This window comes from Shewanella sp. YLB-07 (assembly GCF_009377275.1).
Genome location: NZ_VOQB01000007.1, coordinates 71,910 through 88,329, shown reverse-complemented (window position 1 = coordinate 88,329; position 16,420 = coordinate 71,910). Strand labels below are relative to the sequence as shown.

At 43.3% G+C, this 16,420-nt stretch carries 15 protein-coding genes; 9 read left to right on the top strand and 6 right to left on the bottom strand.

All coding sequences use genetic code 11. The features are described from left to right. The first annotated feature begins 80 nt into the window (after positions 1-80). The 4 genes from FS373_RS16455 to ruvB are packed head-to-tail and all read left to right on the top strand — an operon-like array spanning position 81 to position 3,025. Positions 81-827 (top strand): YebC/PmpR family DNA-binding transcriptional regulator, encoded by a 747-nt coding sequence (locus FS373_RS16455; protein WP_144046717.1) that lies wholly within the window; start codon positions 81-83, stop codon positions 825-827. Positions 828-830: 3 nt separating this feature from the next. After that, entirely contained in the window at positions 831-1,352 is a 522-nt protein-coding gene (gene ruvC / locus FS373_RS16450; RefSeq protein WP_144046716.1) for a crossover junction endodeoxyribonuclease RuvC, read from the top strand. After that, positions 1,349-1,966, top strand: a complete 618-nt coding sequence (gene ruvA / locus FS373_RS16445) for a Holliday junction branch migration protein RuvA (protein ID WP_144046715.1) — start codon at positions 1,349-1,351, stop codon at positions 1,964-1,966. Before ruvC ends, ruvA begins: the two co-directional genes overlap by 4 nt. Before the next feature lie 39 nt (positions 1,967-2,005). Further along, complete coding sequence (gene ruvB / locus FS373_RS16440) at positions 2,006-3,025, top strand: Holliday junction branch migration DNA helicase RuvB (RefSeq protein WP_144046714.1); 1,020 nt, start codon at positions 2,006-2,008, stop codon at positions 3,023-3,025. A 47-nt stretch (positions 3,026-3,072) separates the two neighbouring features. Here ruvB and FS373_RS16435 read toward each other — a convergent pair whose 3' ends face one another. Continuing rightward, the gene (locus FS373_RS16435; protein WP_194165867.1) at positions 3,073-3,600 is read right to left on the bottom strand and encodes a DUF4402 domain-containing protein; all 528 of its coding nucleotides are present in this window, start codon (positions 3,598-3,600) and stop codon (positions 3,073-3,075) included. A gap of 498 nt (positions 3,601-4,098) precedes the next feature. Between FS373_RS16435 and FS373_RS16430 the strand changes: the two genes are divergently transcribed. From FS373_RS16430 to FS373_RS16410, 5 genes are all read left to right on the top strand, one after another. Then, on the top strand, positions 4,099-4,566 hold the full coding sequence (locus tag FS373_RS16430; protein ID WP_152829887.1) for a hypothetical protein: 468 nt from the start codon (positions 4,099-4,101) through the stop codon (positions 4,564-4,566). Positions 4,567-4,710: 144 nt separating this feature from the next. Continuing rightward, positions 4,711-5,511 carry a hypothetical protein gene (locus tag FS373_RS16425; RefSeq protein WP_144046712.1) on the top strand — a complete coding sequence of 267 codons (801 nt, stop codon included), beginning with the start codon at positions 4,711-4,713 and terminating at the stop codon, positions 5,509-5,511. A gap of 78 nt (positions 5,512-5,589) precedes the next feature. Next, the gene (locus FS373_RS16420; protein WP_227992877.1) at positions 5,590-8,580 is read left to right on the top strand and encodes a carboxypeptidase regulatory-like domain-containing protein; all 2,991 of its coding nucleotides are present in this window, start codon (positions 5,590-5,592) and stop codon (positions 8,578-8,580) included. Positions 8,581-8,699: 119 nt separating this feature from the next. Beyond that, positions 8,700-9,119, top strand: a complete 420-nt coding sequence (locus FS373_RS16415) for a hypothetical protein (protein ID WP_144046710.1) — start codon at positions 8,700-8,702, stop codon at positions 9,117-9,119. A 701-nt stretch (positions 9,120-9,820) separates the two neighbouring features. Continuing rightward, the gene (locus tag FS373_RS16410; protein WP_185976832.1) at positions 9,821-12,355 is read left to right on the top strand and encodes a TonB-dependent receptor plug domain-containing protein; all 2,535 of its coding nucleotides are present in this window, start codon (positions 9,821-9,823) and stop codon (positions 12,353-12,355) included. A 78-nt stretch (positions 12,356-12,433) separates the two neighbouring features. On the opposite strand, the gene gloA is transcribed toward FS373_RS16410, so the two are convergent. The 5 genes from gloA to rsxD form a co-directional block, all read right to left on the bottom strand. Beyond that, entirely contained in the window at positions 12,434-12,844 is a 411-nt protein-coding gene (gloA, locus tag FS373_RS16405) for a lactoylglutathione lyase (RefSeq protein ID WP_152829885.1), read from the bottom strand. A 401-nt stretch (positions 12,845-13,245) separates the two neighbouring features. Then, entirely contained in the window at positions 13,246-13,887 is a 642-nt protein-coding gene (nth, locus tag FS373_RS16400; protein WP_144046709.1) for an endonuclease III, read from the bottom strand. 57 nt (positions 13,888-13,944) lie between these two features. Continuing rightward, entirely contained in the window at positions 13,945-14,643 is a 699-nt protein-coding gene (locus FS373_RS16395; RefSeq protein WP_144048980.1) for an electron transport complex subunit E, read from the bottom strand. 68 nt (positions 14,644-14,711) lie between these two features. Beyond that, complete coding sequence (gene rsxG, locus FS373_RS16390) at positions 14,712-15,350, bottom strand: electron transport complex subunit RsxG (RefSeq protein ID WP_152829884.1); 639 nt, start codon at positions 15,348-15,350, stop codon at positions 14,712-14,714. A 15-nt stretch (positions 15,351-15,365) separates the two neighbouring features. Continuing rightward, on the bottom strand, positions 15,366-16,418 hold the full coding sequence (rsxD, locus tag FS373_RS16385) for an electron transport complex subunit RsxD (protein WP_144046708.1): 1,053 nt from the start codon (positions 16,416-16,418) through the stop codon (positions 15,366-15,368). Positions 16,419-16,420 lie beyond the last annotated feature (2 nt).

Here is a 16,420-nt window from a genome sequence, read left to right as displayed (position 1 = left end):
GACTCAAGTCTCATTTAGCGTTTACTTCTTTAACTTCTTCATCCGGTAATTTATTCTCTTCGAAATCAAGGAGCATTCACATGGCAGGTCACAGTAAATGGGACAACATCAAGCATCGTAAGGCGGCGCAAGATGCCAAGCGAGGTAAGCTTTTTACCAAGTTTATTCGTGAGTTAACCGTCGCTGCCCGTGAAGGTGGCTCAGATGCCGATTCTAACCCCAGATTACGCGCTGCTATCGATAAGTCACTGTCTAATAATATGACTCGCGATACTATCGAACGCGCCGTTAAGCGCGGAGCTGGGGAGCTTGATGGTCAGGTATTAGAGACCATCATGTATGAAGGTTATGGACCCGGTGGCACGGCTGTCATGGTCGAAACCATGACAGACAATAAGAATCGCACCGTATCGGGTGTGCGTAATGCATTCAGCAAATCCGGCGGTAACTTAGGGACAGATGGCTCGGTCTCATATCTGTTCGATAAGAAAGGTATCATCTCTTATGCTGAAGGAACTGATGAAGATATTGTCATGGATGCGGCTTTAGAAGCGGGCGCCGATGATGTGGTCAGCCATGAAGATGGCGCCATCGATGTCTTTACTAGCCCGGAAGATTTTGGCGCAGTCAAAGATGCCTTGGATGCTGTGGGTCTAGAATCTGTCAACGCAGAGGTGACTATGGTGCCCTCGACAAAAGCCTCTCTCGATGCCAGCACTGCGGCTAAGTTTCTGCGCTTAATTGATAATCTTGAAGATCATGATGATGTGCAAGAGGTGTATCATAACGCTGAGATCTCAGATGAAGTGATGGAGACACTAGAATAACCTATGTCAATAATTCTCGGGATCGATCCTGGCTCACGGATCACAGGCTATGGGGTGATCAAACGTAACGGTCGGCACCCTATCTACTTGGGAAGCGGCTGTATTCGTACCAATTCAGAAGATTTTTCCTATCGCCTTAAACAAATTTTTGATGGTATCTCCGAAATAATACGCCAGTACCAGCCGACTGAATTTGCCATAGAGCGTGTTTTTATGGCTAAAAATGCTGACTCGGCGCTTAAGTTAGGCCAAGCCAGAGGTGCTGCCATCGTTGCCGCGACCAATGCCGATCTCCCCGTTGGCGAATATTCGGCGACGCAGATAAAAAGTGCCGTGGTAGGCACAGGTAAGGCGCAGAAATCACAAGTTCAGCACATGGTACAGCAAATACTTAAACTATCGGCTTCACCACAAGCCGATGCCGCCGATGCATTGGGCGTCGCCATTTGCCATTTTCATACTAGTCAAAGTCTGTTGGCTTTAGGCGGAGTGGCAAGCAAAAGAACATATGGACGTTATAGATGATAGGTCGATTACGAGGCTTGCTCCTTGAGAAGCAAGCCCCCGAGATTTTGATAGAAGTGAGTGGCTTAGGTTACGAAGTCCAGATGCCCCTCACCAGTTTCTATGAACTCCCTGAGCTCAATAAAGAAGCGATAGTCTACACCCACTTTGTGGTACGTGAAGATGCTCAACTTCTCTATGGATTTATGACTAAGCAGGAGCGGGCTCTGTTTCGTTTGTTGATTAAAACCAATGGTGTCGGGCCAAAGCTGGCATTAACTATCTTGTCTGGTATGACATCGGCCGAGTTTGTTGCCTGTGTCGAACGGGACGATATTGCCACCTTAGTCAAATTACCGGGCGTCGGGAAGAAGACGGCCGAGCGGCTACTGGTAGAGATGCGTGATAAGCTCAAGAGCCTGATGGAAGCCTCGGCGGGCTCCGAGCGGGAATTTATGCTTAAGAGCAACTATACGCCGGCAAAGATAGTCAATACCGCCGAAGAGGATGCAATTGCTGCCCTGTTGGCCTTAGGCTATAAACCTGCACAGGCCAGTAAGTCTGTATCAGCAGCCTATAAGGACGGAATGAGTTCTCAAGAACTGATAAAATCTTCACTCAAGTCGATGCTGTAGTAATAATGCCTGTATAAGATGTAATTTAAAGAGAGATAAATGATAGAAGCCGATCGTATAATTCATGCAGAGCCTCAAGGTGTTGAGGTGTATGAAGAGCAGATAGATAGAGCCATGCGTCCTAAATTACTCGACGAGTACACGGGACAGGATGCGACTCGCGCTCAACTCAAGGTGTTTATTCAGGCGGCGCAGAATCGCGGTGAAGCACTGGATCATATGCTCATCTATGGCCCGCCAGGTTTAGGTAAAACGACCTTGGCTCTCATCGTTGCCAATGAGATGGGCGTTAATATCAAGTCGACCTCGGGTCCTGTGCTCGAAAAAGCGGGTGATTTAGCGGCGCTTCTGACCAACCTTGAATCTGGTGACGTGCTATTTATCGATGAGATCCATAGGCTCAGTCCTGTAGTTGAAGAGATCCTTTATCCTGCGATGGAAGACTATCAGCTGGATATCATGATAGGTGAGGGGCCAGCGGCTCGGTCGATTAAACTCGATTTACCACCATTTACCCTGATTGGTGCAACGACACGGGCGGGAGCGTTAACGTCCCCCTTACGGGCGAGATTTGGTATTCCCCTGAGGCTCGAGTTTTATAATGTTAAAGATCTCAGCACCATAGTGACTCGCTCGGCCAAAGTACTCGACCTCCCTATCGACGATGAAGGTTCACTGGAAATTGCGAGACGCTCTCGCGGGACGCCTCGTATCGCTAACCGTTTATTGAGACGTGTCAGAGATTACGCTGAGGTTAAACATGACGGTGAGATCAATAAGCGAGTTGCCGATCTCGCCTTAGATATGCTGGATGTTGATGTCGAAGGTTTCGATTATATGGACAGAAAACTCTTGCTGGCGATCATAGATAAATTCATGGGCGGTCCGGTTGGCCTAGATAATTTGGCCGCTGCTATTGGTGAGGAGCGGGAAACCATAGAGGATGTGCTGGAGCCTTTTCTTATTCAACAAGGCTTTATTCAGAGAACACCCCGTGGACGCATTGCCACTCAACGTGCCTATCAGCACTTTAATATGATTCAGCCAGAGAAAAACTAACTCTTGAGCTTGTCCCCGCTAGGTATATCGGAGGGTGATGATGCTTATCATTGTTCTTCGATAGTTAAGGTGTATTGCGGGTATTTTTGTCCCGCAGTACTATTTTTCCCCGCCACCACTTTTGCACCTATGTCTACATACTCGCCGTTGAGCCCAGGATTGTCTAAATCAGCCACAGGCAAGCCCTTATAGGTCTTATTTTTGTATCTCACTCTGAGGGTTTTTAAATTGATCTTAGTTTCATTTGCGAGTTGAAAAAAATTAATTGTGATAGGTGAATTCGTATCTGAGGTCACCAGATAGCGTCCTTGGTGGTAATCATTATCAAGCAGAGTCGCATTGGTAGAATTGCCTAATCTCCCTTTCCAATTGACCGTTACCGTAGTACTCCTAGTCAGATTTTTAATCACAGAAGGGTACTTCAACGCTTGTATTTGTGTGATGGTGATGGTTGCACGTGCCGGTAAAGATAGCAAAATAAGCCCTATCATCGCTATATTCTTCATTAGCTGAATAGATGTGTTTGTTAAATGACCACCTAAGTGTGTTTTTAATCGCTGTTTGATGTTGGGCATTACTAATCTCTTAATTTATTCAGCTATTGATGAGGCTGCTTTAGCGAAGAGTCATTGTTACTCGGTGTAACTTATATTTTAAATTATAAATAAAGTCATAATTTAGTTAGTTAGATATAAGTTATATCAAAAATCTCACCTAGGTTTCTTTCAATCCACGAAGCGTTAATTTTTACATTTTTAATTATAGGTAAGTCGTTTTTGATTACTGAGAGTCTATTCTTATACTGATTAACATACAAAAAGTAAGTGAATATATTCATTTTAATCAATATGTTAATCCATGATTTTTGCATGGTTAATTATGCGTGTCAAATGTAAATAAAGTGTTGCTAAATATTTCAGTTTTGATAACCTAATAACAAGGCACTACCAAAGTGCCTTTTAAACATCGACTTATGTGAATCATGGAAGAAGTAAAGTAGAAAAATAGAGCACAAAGGATATTCATTAGCATAAGAGAACAAAATAACTAGAAGAACACTTTGGAAAGCCATTATGAAGAATGAATTACTCCTATCGACCCTGATCGCCTCAACATTGCTACTGTCTAGCCAAGCTGGCGCCACTCAAACAACTGGCACTGCTAATTTTAACTTGGTTTACCCAATCACAGTGACAGAAGCCACTGCAATGGAATTTGGTGATATTGACATATCCATCGATGGAACCTGTGCCCTGGATTATGCCAACGCCACAACGGGTGCTAACTGTATCGCTGGCGGTGCAACTGCGGTCTCTGGTGATTTCATCATTACAGCGGCAAACGGAATCGTGAACATTACGCTTTCTGGAGCCGATACTTCGGTAGCGGGTGTGACTTTTACGCCTACGATTGCTAGTTCAACGGTGACAGTTGCTGCTAACACGGCAAGCTTAAAAGTTGGCGGTACACTTGCAGTCGTTGCAGCGTCTGCTAGTGCTGGTGCACATGCTTTAAGCTATACGGTAGATGTGATCTATTAAGATTGACTGCCCTTATTCAAAGTATCCAGATTGTGGTCTTTACTCTGGGTAGGGATAAGGGCGCAGTTTTGCTCGTAGTAAGCTAACCAAAAATAAGCTTGAATCACTGCATAAGTGTTTCATATAATTTAGCTGGGCGATGTTATGAATAAATATTTAATAGGCTGCATTGCAGCCTTATTTTGCAGTTTTAATCTAGATGCAAATCTACTGGTTACACCAACCCGTGCAGAATTGGATGATACCAGTCAGCGAAGTAGTGTATTTTCCCTGGTAAATAAAGGCTCGAGTACGGCTCGCTACAACATCTATTTTGAGGATAAGGTGCAATTGGCCGAAGGTGGTTATCGTTCGATTGTCGATGATAAAGCCGTATTATCTCAGTATGTTCGATATTCACCAAGACGAGTGACCCTAGAACCAGAGCAGGGGACTCGTGTTAGGATGGCGGTTAGATTGCCTAAAAATACCCCAGTCGCCGAGTATCGTAGCTACATCGTTTTTCATCAAATCCCGCTCACCCCCGTCATTGCAAGTAAAGCCAGTAATGATAACGCTGATACCTTTAGCCTTTCGGTTACAGCTTATATGCGGATCTCAATTCCTGTCATCTTAAGAGTCGGCGAGCTCAATGGGGAGGTGATGATAGATGAAGTGACTGATGAGAAAGCTCAAACTAGCCTTAATGTCACTCTCATTCGTCAGGGACAACGCAGTACCTATGGGGATATTGAATTATTTGTCGAAAATATCACAGAGGGGCTGGTTCATCTCGAAAGTGTGGGAAGTGTAAAAAATGCGGCTATCTACACTGAACTTAGTAAGAGAAGTTTCCTGGTAACCTTATCCAGAGAGCTTAAGGAGGGCACTGAAGTTATCGTTCGCTATACGGAAAGTAAGACTCTTAAGGATGCACAAATCGTCGAAAAACGTATCGTTATATAGTGACGATAAATACGCCTCGATATGAATCCGTCAAGCCGAACAGATCATAAACTGAAAAAACATGGTTTTTTATGGTCGATGTTTTTTTTGTTTTCCATCTTGCTATTGCTTGGTTATCTGTTGTGTATCAAGCTTACATTCAGCCTTGTGGATGATGTAACTAGTCACAAACTTTCCTTCGATGAAGCGCCGAGCAGTATAACCTCGAATAGAACAGAGGAAATTGTAGCAGGCGAGAATCAATTATATCCTAATGATTATCGTCCAGACACAAGCGCTTCTGTTAACGGCAGTGAATCAGAGTTAAATATTGCTGAAAAGCTCACGTTCAGCCAATCCCAAGTTATCCCAGTAGAGTCCGTTCAGGTTTATCCTCAAAACCTGTCTAAAAAACAGCCAAGATATAACAGTGAGGAACAAGCGACTCAAACCAGAGTTATTCAGGGTGAAGTCATTGTTAAATCAGTCCCTAGTCAAAAAAGTGTTATTGATAAGAGTAACAGACATGTAGAACAGGCAGAAATACAAGATACTTTGCGCTTGGCTAAGCAGCAGTCGATATCGACTTGGGCTGGTAACTCGATAAGCTGTGGTCAGCCTCTGTCGATTCCATACCAGGAATCTTTAGCCTCGCAAGATCTCTTCATTATCAGTCAGCTTAAATATGGCAAGTTGATCATGAGTGATGAGTTGTTTGCTTATCAAGAGGAGGGCAAACAGTACCTTCCTATGCAACTTCTCGCCGAATTACTCATGCTTCCCGTTCAATTCGATGCTGATACAAGAAGCCTTAGTGGTTGGTATCTATCTCCCGAGAAAACTATCGATGTAAGTAACAACTTGATGATGTTTTGGGGGAATGGCAATGACTGCAGTATAAAAAATACCAGAGTGTTTTATGACGACTGGGATCTCTATGTAGAGAGCAGAGTCATCGAGCAGATGTTTGGACTAAAAATAGTATTTGAGCCCTCAAGACAAGGTTTCTCTATCCTTGAATCTGCCACTATCCCTCTTTCACAGCTACAAGAGAGAAAGAGAAGATATGAGCTTTTTACCGCACAGCAGGAACAAAATAATAAGTTAAAGATTAAAGAGATCAAAAGAGAAGATGCCATGATAGGGGATCTTGCCATGAGCTTGGATCTCGGTATTGTTTCCCAACAGAAACTCGATATTAAAAAGTCACAGGTTGAAGGGTTTATTCAAGCCCGAACCGATATCGGCGGGCATAATGTCTATGTCGGTTATTCCTGGTCTGAAACTGATGAAGTGATCAATGCCTATATTGAGAAGACGTTAGCCGATTCTTGGGTTAAACATTATCGTATTGGTAGCATAGAGTCTCATTCTATGCCGCTGATATCTGAATCAAGCGCAGGAGTCGGTGTTAGAGTCACTGCTGGTGAAGGCTTTACCGACGATTTTCGTTATATCACGGTCGAGGGAGAGGTCGAGCCTGATTGGGATGTCGAGCTTTACCGAAACAATAGTTTGATTTCAATACAGAGAGTCGGTTCAAATGCCAATTATCGATTTACTCAGGTTCCTTACTATATGGGTCTCAATCAATATCAATTACGATTCTTCGGCCCTAATGGTGAGACGAGAACCGAATCTTTTAGCAAGATGTTGGATAGTTCAGTATTAGACAAGGGAAGCTTAGGTTTTAGTTACGGATCCATGCTGAGAGAGCAAGATGACCTGCAGCAACATTACTTAAATGTAAATTGGGCCGTAACTGATCGCCTTACGACAGGCGTCTCGATTGTTAAACAGGAGATTGCAGAAGATGACTGGTTAACAATTCCTAAAGTCAGTATTAATTTTTTAGGAGGAAAAAATCTTCTCCAGCTTAATTATGCCGATACTGGTGATGGCTTTGCCACTGGAGTCATTGTTCAGGGAAGTGGCGGAGACATTGACTGGTTAGCTGATTGGGAGTTCTTCGATGACTTTTCGAGTTGGGAAAACCTGGATGACAGGCTCAAGCAACAGGCACAGCTAAATTTAAACGGCAGCTTTGCGATGTCAGATCTTAGTTGGTCATTATCCGGTAACTGGAAAGAACATACGTTGGGCAGTGATTTTCTGCAATTTAATGCCATGCTCTCGGGTCAATATCATCGGCTTTCCTATAGCAATGAGCTCAGATGGCAATCCTCTCTCTATGAAAACAGGATCTATAATCGAATTGCGGCTTCGGGACGAGTACATGATTGGTATTTAAGAAGCTATCTCGACCTGGCTGTCGCTCCAGAGCTCGAAGTCAATCAGTGGGTCTTAAATGCAAATTCATCGATAAGTGAAAGGCTTAATTACCAGGTAGAATTGAACTATCACCCACAAAATGATGATCCTTTTAGCGTACGTAACTCTATTGCCTATCTATTTGATCATAGTGCATTACGTTTGGTCATAGACAATCATTCTGATGGTGACTGGTTTGCGCAATTAAGGTGGAATAGCTCACTTCTATGGCAGCCGGAAACTAACCTTTGGCTATTAGATAGACTAAGCCATCTCAACACTGGCGCCGTTAAAATCATCGCATTTCAGGATGATAATGCTGATGGTGTGTTTGATGATAACGAACTCGCCGTAAGTGGTTTGAGCTTTTCAGGCCATAGTCAGTCAGACAATACTACAGATCACAAAGGTGAGTTGCTGATAACTCATCTACAAACGACAAGGCCCCAGCGCCTGTTACTCAAAGAGTCGAGCCTCTCGGATCCTTTTCTTGTGCCCTCGACGATAGCTATCACTGTGAATCCACACCCTGGTAATATTCAAGAGATCTTGTATCCCGTCTTATACACTGCAGAGCTCGAGGGTAACGTGGTGAGCCGAGTGGGTAGCAAGCTCCTACCTGCGATGGGCATGTTAGTCACACTAAGAAACGAAGCACTGAATCTCGAATACAAGACCAGAGTTGAATATGATGGTGTCTTTATATTTGATCGTGTGATACCGGGCCGATATCAAATCTTTATCGAAGATAAGCTAACGCTTGAGCTGATTCTGAAACCTGGTGATTATCTTGAGTTAGAGAAAATAACACTAGATTAGTAACCATTGGCATACTATCTAAGTGCTTGGCAGAACAAGATGGTTTTTTTGAGCTGTTTCACAGCGGTAAAAACATTTACTTCCTATAATAAAATCAGACTTAACCTTGCTGGTTTTCTATGTTAACGACTTTTCTTCTCGCATCAATCATTGGTCAGACAAGCTTCAACCTTGTTGTTCCATTGCAGATAGCCGAAACACAAACGATTAATTTAGGCCATATTTCTAACCTGGAGTCGGCTCGATGTCGAGTGGCTTCTAATCTAAGGTCCGGTGATGCTTGTGTGGAGTCGGAATGGGGAAGTGGCGTGATAAGAATAACTGGGGGGATAGATGAGAGCATAATGATGCGAGTGTCTACGGTGAGCGCTGATGGCATAAGTTTTATCCCTTTACTGTCTAATGGTACTCAGTCAGATATGTATCTCATTCAAGATGGCGTGCTTGATGTCTCCATCGGTGGGGAGTTAACCCTTCTCAAGTCTCTAGCACTTGGTCAATACAAAATAAGTTATATGGTCGAAGTAAATTATCAATAGCGTAAATAAAACTGAATAGATAAGAGTGGAAAACCATTCCTTTTACGTATTTAAAATTATTTATTCTCCTTATTGTTAAACGTAATTTGAGTTTATAAAACACCAAATGTTATTAGCTGTGCTGTATGGTCATCGCAGAAGATTATTGTGGTTACAGAGGTAACAAGTTGTATCTTGTTGTGATTTTGTTCCGTGTTAATAATAATTTAAATGTTATTTAATGGTCGAGAGTCAGCCTGAACCTAAGCTGACAATTAAGACAAACATATGCCTACCAAGTTGACCTTAGCCAAAAAACCATTACCGAATGCCATTCGATATATCAGCTAGCGGTAAAAAGTGTGACGCACATCACACTTTCGGTTATTCCGTAGGTTGTGAACTTGTTAACTTCCGGCCAGGTGGAATCTCTGCCTTGTTAGTGTTATCTGAGTTTTTTATGCTGTTTGATAACATGTCTCTTTCATTTCACTTTATAAAACCTCGTTATTATCACTGTTAGTTATCTTTATTTTAACCTTTCAGCATCAAGGGTTAATTAATTTGGTGATTGACTGACTTATGGTGAAACTATAGTTTCAATTTCAACGCCGTTAATATCGATTAACAAAGTGAAACAAATCGGTAAATAAACAAAAATAATTGGCGCAGAATAAAAACAAATAACGAGAAAGTAATCATAAGTTAGGGAGTAAATCTTAATGATAAGAACATCGCTGCATTCAAGTAGTAAGTTATCGCAAGCTATCAAGCTTGGGTTAATCGCATCGGTTTCAACTACTGCATTCACAGTATCAAACACCGCATTCGCACAAGAAGAAACAGCCAAGGTAGAGCGGATTTCAGTAACAGGCTCCCGTATTCAGCGTCAAGATATGGAATCAGCATCGCCAATCACAGTGATAGATGCTGCGTCTATACGTGCAGAAGGCTTCACTTCAGTAGATGAAATCCTACAAGCACAAACATCTATGGCCGGTGCAGCAATAGGCTCAAGCACCAACAATGGTGCAGACGGCGCTGCACAGGTTGATTTACGCGGTATGGGTGCGGAGCGCACGCTTGTACTCTTGAACGGACGTCGCATGGTTAACTCGGGGTCTGGTGCTGATAGTGCGGTAGATTTGAACTCAATTCCTGTTGCTTTGATAGCGCGTATTGAGATCCTAAAAGATGGTGCATCAGCTGTATATGGCTCAGATGCCATTGCAGGCGTAGTCAATATCATCACTAAGAAAGACTTCGAAGGCTTTCAGGTCGATGTGACGGGTGGTGTTACAGACAAAAGTGACGGTGAAAATGGTGAAGTAAGTGCACTTTACGGCTTCAACACAGATACAGGTAACTATACTTTTGGTGCTGCTTTCTCGAAGCGTGAAGGCGTGGTTCAATCAGATCGTGATTGGACAGATCCAGGTTCCAGTTCATTCATTCCTACTGGCTCATTGGGCGGTAAGGTACAAGACGAGAATGGTAATTGGGTAGACCGTACAGAAGGTTATGATTATACCCAAGACAGTTGGTACCAAACACCCAGTGAGCGTTACAGTCTTTTTGCTAACATGACGCAAGAACTTGGAAGCGATGTTGTTTTAACTGGTGACTTTTTATATACCAAGCGTAAATCGAGTCAACAATTAGCACCACAACCAGCAGACGTTATGTTAAATGTTTGTGGTGATGCAAATATAGATCCTTCAGCTCCATGTATCACTCTCGATCAATCGATGATAGATGGTGATATTGAAGCAGATAAGACTGGTCGTGTTAACTATCGTAGACGTACGAATGATGTTGGCCCACGCATTTACTCTCAAGATACCGATACCTATCGTATATCTGCAGGCCTAGCTGGTTCACTAGATATTAACACAGGTATGGATTGGGATGTTTCGTATACATATGGTAACAACAAGGCTAATACATCTGTTGCTAACTCCATTAATGCAACGAACATGAAACAGTCAATTTACGCAAACCAAGATGCATGGTTTAGTGGTGACCCATTATCTCAAGGTATTGTAGACGATATCAGCTACTTAGAAGAAACTGATGGTGGTAATGAACAGCATGTGTTATCAGCTGGCCTTAACGGTGAACTGATGGAACTTGATGCTGGTGCTGTTGGTTTTGCAATCGGTGCAGAATATCGTTATGAGAGTGGTTATTACAATCCTGATCCTGTGGTTGTAGCAGGTGATAGTACAGCTGCTCAGCAAGATCCCACTGATGGTAGTTATAATGTGTTCTCTGTCTTCCAGGAAGTCAGTGTGCCATTCACCGATAAGTTAACCGGTGAATTCGCATTACGTTATGATGATTATTCGACATTTGGTAGTGCAGCCACTTGGAAAATTGGTTTCACTTATGAAGCTACTGATGATTTGATGCTTCGTACTGTAGCGGCGACAGGTTTCCGCGCACCAAATGTAAATGAATTATACGGCGGTAATACTGGCTCATATGATTATCTTACTGACCCATGGGATAATGAGCAAGATCCGCAAATCTTGGTTAATTACACATCTGATGAAGATTTAAAGCCGGAAGAGTCTGAATCATATACAGCTGGTTTAGTTTACTCGCCAAGCTATATAGATGGTATGTCACTAACTTTAGATTACTGGCGCTTTAAGGTTCAGAATGCCATCGTACGTCTCGACGCTCAAGCTGGTTTGACTAACTGTTTTGAGGGAGATACCACGGCTTGTGAAACTTTCAATATTACGCCTGATGGAAATCTAGAAAACTTTACTAACCCATTAACTAATGTTGGTTATCAGGACACTAGTGGTATAGATTTCAACTTAGCGTATAATTTTGAAGCACTAAGTCTAGATTGGACCATCAGTAACGATACCACTTACCTGCTGAATTTTGAGCAAGATGGTATAGATTACACTAATACCATCGATGGTAACTTCGGTGCCTATGCCCAAGTGCGTAATAACTTTAGCATCAAAGCGGGCCAAGATGATTGGACGCTAATGTACTTCAACCGTTATATCGGTGAAATGGATGACTTAGGTGCGGGTACTAAGGTAGACGCTATTCTATATCATAATGTTTCAGGTACTTATCACTTCAATGATGCTTGGATGATGAGTGCAGGTGTTAAGAATATCACCGATGAAGAGCCATCTAGAGTATCTAATGGTAGTGATGGTGGTACGGTTCCAGAAGTATACGATACCATCGGTCGTCAGTATTATGCTGGTGTGACATTTAAGTTCTAAATAGAGCTGAGCTAGTACTTGAAGATAGTATGTTAAAAAGCGCCTTTCGGCGCTTTTTTTATGTCCTTAAAAAACTGATTAGCCTAATCCCTTAGAGGCTGAGCTCATCTGGATGAGTTCTATCTTGTAGCCATCAGGATCTTCCACAAAAGCAATCTCTGCAGTGCCACCCGCAACTGGGCCAGGCGCTCTGACTATGTTTCCCCCAGCGGCTTCTATGGCCTTACAACGGCCATAGATGTCTGCTTCACCTATAGCTAAATGTCCAAAGGCATTACCCATCTCATAGCTATCCGTATCCCAGTTGTGAGTCAGCTCTATAACGCCGGCTCCGGTGGATTCTTCATCGAAACCGACGAAGGCAAGGGTATACCTATATTGGGTGTTCTCAGACTTTCGCAGCAGCTTCATACCCATAATTTGAGTGTAAAAGTGAATACTTTTTTCTAGATCGACGACACGGATCATGGTGTGTAAAAATTGAGACATTAAAACCTCGGTAGTGTTTAATTATTAGCAATAGCAGTGTTCTTGTTAAAGATTATAACCCATTGAATCTAAAATCCTCGGCACATTTATTTCATAACGTTTGTAGGAGAATAACCTAGGTGTAGATCACACTCTGATGCTTTTATGGTGTGAATTTAAGTCATTTCTTAAGATAATGTGCCATCTAGTTATGATTTATACTGACACTGAATAGGAAAGTGAATGAATACTGAATTAAAAATGGCATTTGGTTTGAGTGCAATTATCGGCATATTTTTATCTATCTTCTTTTTGGCTATGTTTTAACGCTTATCCTTAAGTGTTATTCAGCATAAAAAAAGCCGCTAAGCGGCTTTTTAAGTGTTTGTAATATAAGTATTAATAGGGTTAACCAGAGTGGTTTAACCTTCAGGGTAGACCTTCTCTTTAAACTCACATAAGTCTTCTATCAAGCAACTTCCGCATCGTGGCTTTCTGGCTAAGCAGGTATATCTGCCGTGAAGAATAAACCAGTGGTGAACATCGACCATAAATTCTGCCGGGACGACCTTTAACATTTTTTGCTCGACCTGGTCGACGTTTTTGCCCATTGCAAACTTGGTTCTGTTTGCAACTCTGAATATATGGGTATCTATGGCTATAGTAGGCCAGCCGAAGGCGGTATTGAGTACCACGTTAGCCGTTTTGCGTCCCACACCGGGAAGAGACTCCAGGGCCTCACGGTCTTCAGGGACTTGTCCGTGATATTTCTCGACTAAGATCCCACAGGCTTTAATGACATTAACGGCTTTATTATTATATAAGCCAATAGTCTTGATATACGTTTTTAGGCCGTCTACGCCTAAGGCATAGATGGCCTCTGGGGTATTAGCGACAGGAAACAGTTTATTGGTTGCCTTGTTGACGCTGACATCGGTCGCTTGTGCCGAAAGGGTAACGGCTACCAGTAATTCGAACGGGCTGGAGAAATTCAGCTCAGTCTCTGGATGAGGATTATTCTCTCTGAGGATCTCTAATATCCGCTGACGTTTATCTTTATTCATATGTTTTCTTATACTTGCATCAAATGAGGTTCACGATTTCGCGCATAGCTGGCAGCATTAGCTGACTTTAGTAATTCTTGCTCGCTTCACTGGCCCTTGTACGGTCACTTCCGGCTGCTTGTCTGCAATTATTTTATCGATAACATTCTTAAGGGCGATCAAGAATCCCATGCCTATGAAGGCACCAGGTGGGAGCATAGCCAAGAGAAAACTTGTTTCAAAATGCCAGATATGTATCGTGAGCCCTGCCGCCCAATCACCGAGTAAGAGATCGGCGCCATCAAACAGTGTGCCTTGTCCAAGGATCTCTCTGCAGGCGCCTAAAATGGCTAAGACCACTAAGAAGCCTAAGCCCATCATAAAACCATCAAACGCAGATTTAGCGAGGGAATTACGGGATGCAAATGCTTCGGCGCGTCCGATAATCACACAGTTGGTCACAATCAAGGGAAGGAAGATCCCCAGCGACAAATAGAGTCCATAGGCGTAGGCGTTGATGAGAAGTTGAACACTGGTCACTAAGGCCGCAATTATCATCACAAACACCGGAATACGGATCTCTTTTGGGACAAAATCTTTCACTAAAGAGACTAAAATATTAGAACAAATCAACACCAACATGGTCGCCAGACCTAAGCCTAACGCATTGGTTAAGGTTGCTGTTACTGCCAGCAAAGGGCACAGGCCTAAGAGTTGTACCAGACCTGGATTGTTCTTCCATAACCCTTGGAATGCAATCTCTTTATAGGCACTCATCGCGCTGGGTTTTGAATCCGCGGCGATATCCAGTACGGGCTCATCAGATGTATCGATATTAGATCCATTCATCGGTAATCAACCTCACAGTTTGCAGGACGTTTGAGTAAGGTTTCACTATTTGCATTAAAATAAATTAGTGCCTTACGTACGGCTTTAACATAGGCTCTGGGGGTAATTGTTGCTCCGGTAAATTGGTCGAAATCACCACCATCTTTCTTAACCTTCCAGCGTTTATCTGTGTCAGATTGGAGCCTCTTTTGATTGAAACTCAATACCCAATCAGATTTTCTCAGGTCAATTTTATCACCGAGCCCAGGGGTCTCCGCATGGGAAAGCGTCCTGACTCCGAGGACTTTTCCGCTACTGTCGATACCTATGATTAACTTGATATTGCCATTGTACCCATCCGGGGCAATGGCTTCCATGGCGATGGCGACGGGAACCGATTGATTAGTGGCGATATAAGAAGGTAACGGCATATCGATACCCATAGCTTCCTCATCGTGGATCAAGATACAGTACTCGGTCAGTTCATTGTCATGCATGCTGTCCGGTATCAGTTGATGCAGGGTGCGTTTTAATTCGAGCTGCTGTTGTTCTTTAATTTTATCGACAGTTTGGTAGTTGACTACGGCCACAAAAGCGGTGCATAACAGAGCGAATAGTCCCAGCAAGAAGCCGTTTTTTAAGATTGATTTCTTCATATGTAATTCTCTGTATTAGCTTCTGGATCTGTGCCCATAAGTTCTGGGTTTCATATAGTGATCGATGAAAGGTGCACACAGGTTGGCGAGTAAAATGGCGAAGGCGTAAGCATCCGGGTAACCACCATAAGTGCGTATGATATAGACTAAGACACCGATTAAGGCGCCAAATAACAGTCGTCCCCTGACACTGGTTGCAGCGGTAACCGGATCGGTAGCAATGAAAAAAGCAGCCAGCATGCTTGCACCGGAAAACAGGTGAAATAGGGGGCCTGCATGGGTATCCGGATTTAGAATAAACCCAATGCTTGCACAGACGTAGAGTGCTCCTAGGAGTCCCACACTGATATGCCAGCGGATTAATTTCATCTTTATCATGGCCAGTCCACCGGCGAGATAAGCCATATTGACCCAAAACCAGCCAACACCATAGCCATCACTAAAAATAGATTTAGTCAGGCTTTCTGTACTGGTTAATCCCATAGCGAGATCTGTTTTCAAGGTATCCAGTGGGGTGGCCATAGCAATGCCATCGAAGCCCATTTTGTAAGCACTGATTTCCGCTTGGGTGCCGCCGAAAAATATCATCTGTAAACTGGCTAATATGTCCAGAGGCTGGCTGGCAATGACACTTGGGGCTACCCAGCTAGTCATCTGTACGGGGAAGGAGATCAGTAGCATGACGTACGCCGCCATTGCTGGGTTAAATATGTTGTGCCCAAGTCCACCATAGAGATGTTTAACTATGATGATAGCAAACATCGCGCCCATGACGGTTAACCACCATGGAGCAAGCGGCGGAACTGCTATGCCGATAAAGAGGGCGGTGAGTAAGGCGCTATTGTCCTTTAACGTAGCTAATACCGGCCTTTTTCTTAACGTTAATACACTAGCCTCACAAAACAGCGCGACAGAGATGGCAAGCAGCAGTTGAATGATGGTGCCCCAGCCAAAAAAATAGCATTGCACCGCTACGCCAGGTAAGGCGCACAGTAGCACTCTTTGCATCAAGGTACTGGTTTGGAATCGACGACTCAAATGAGGCGAAGAGGCAATCTTAAATGCCATCA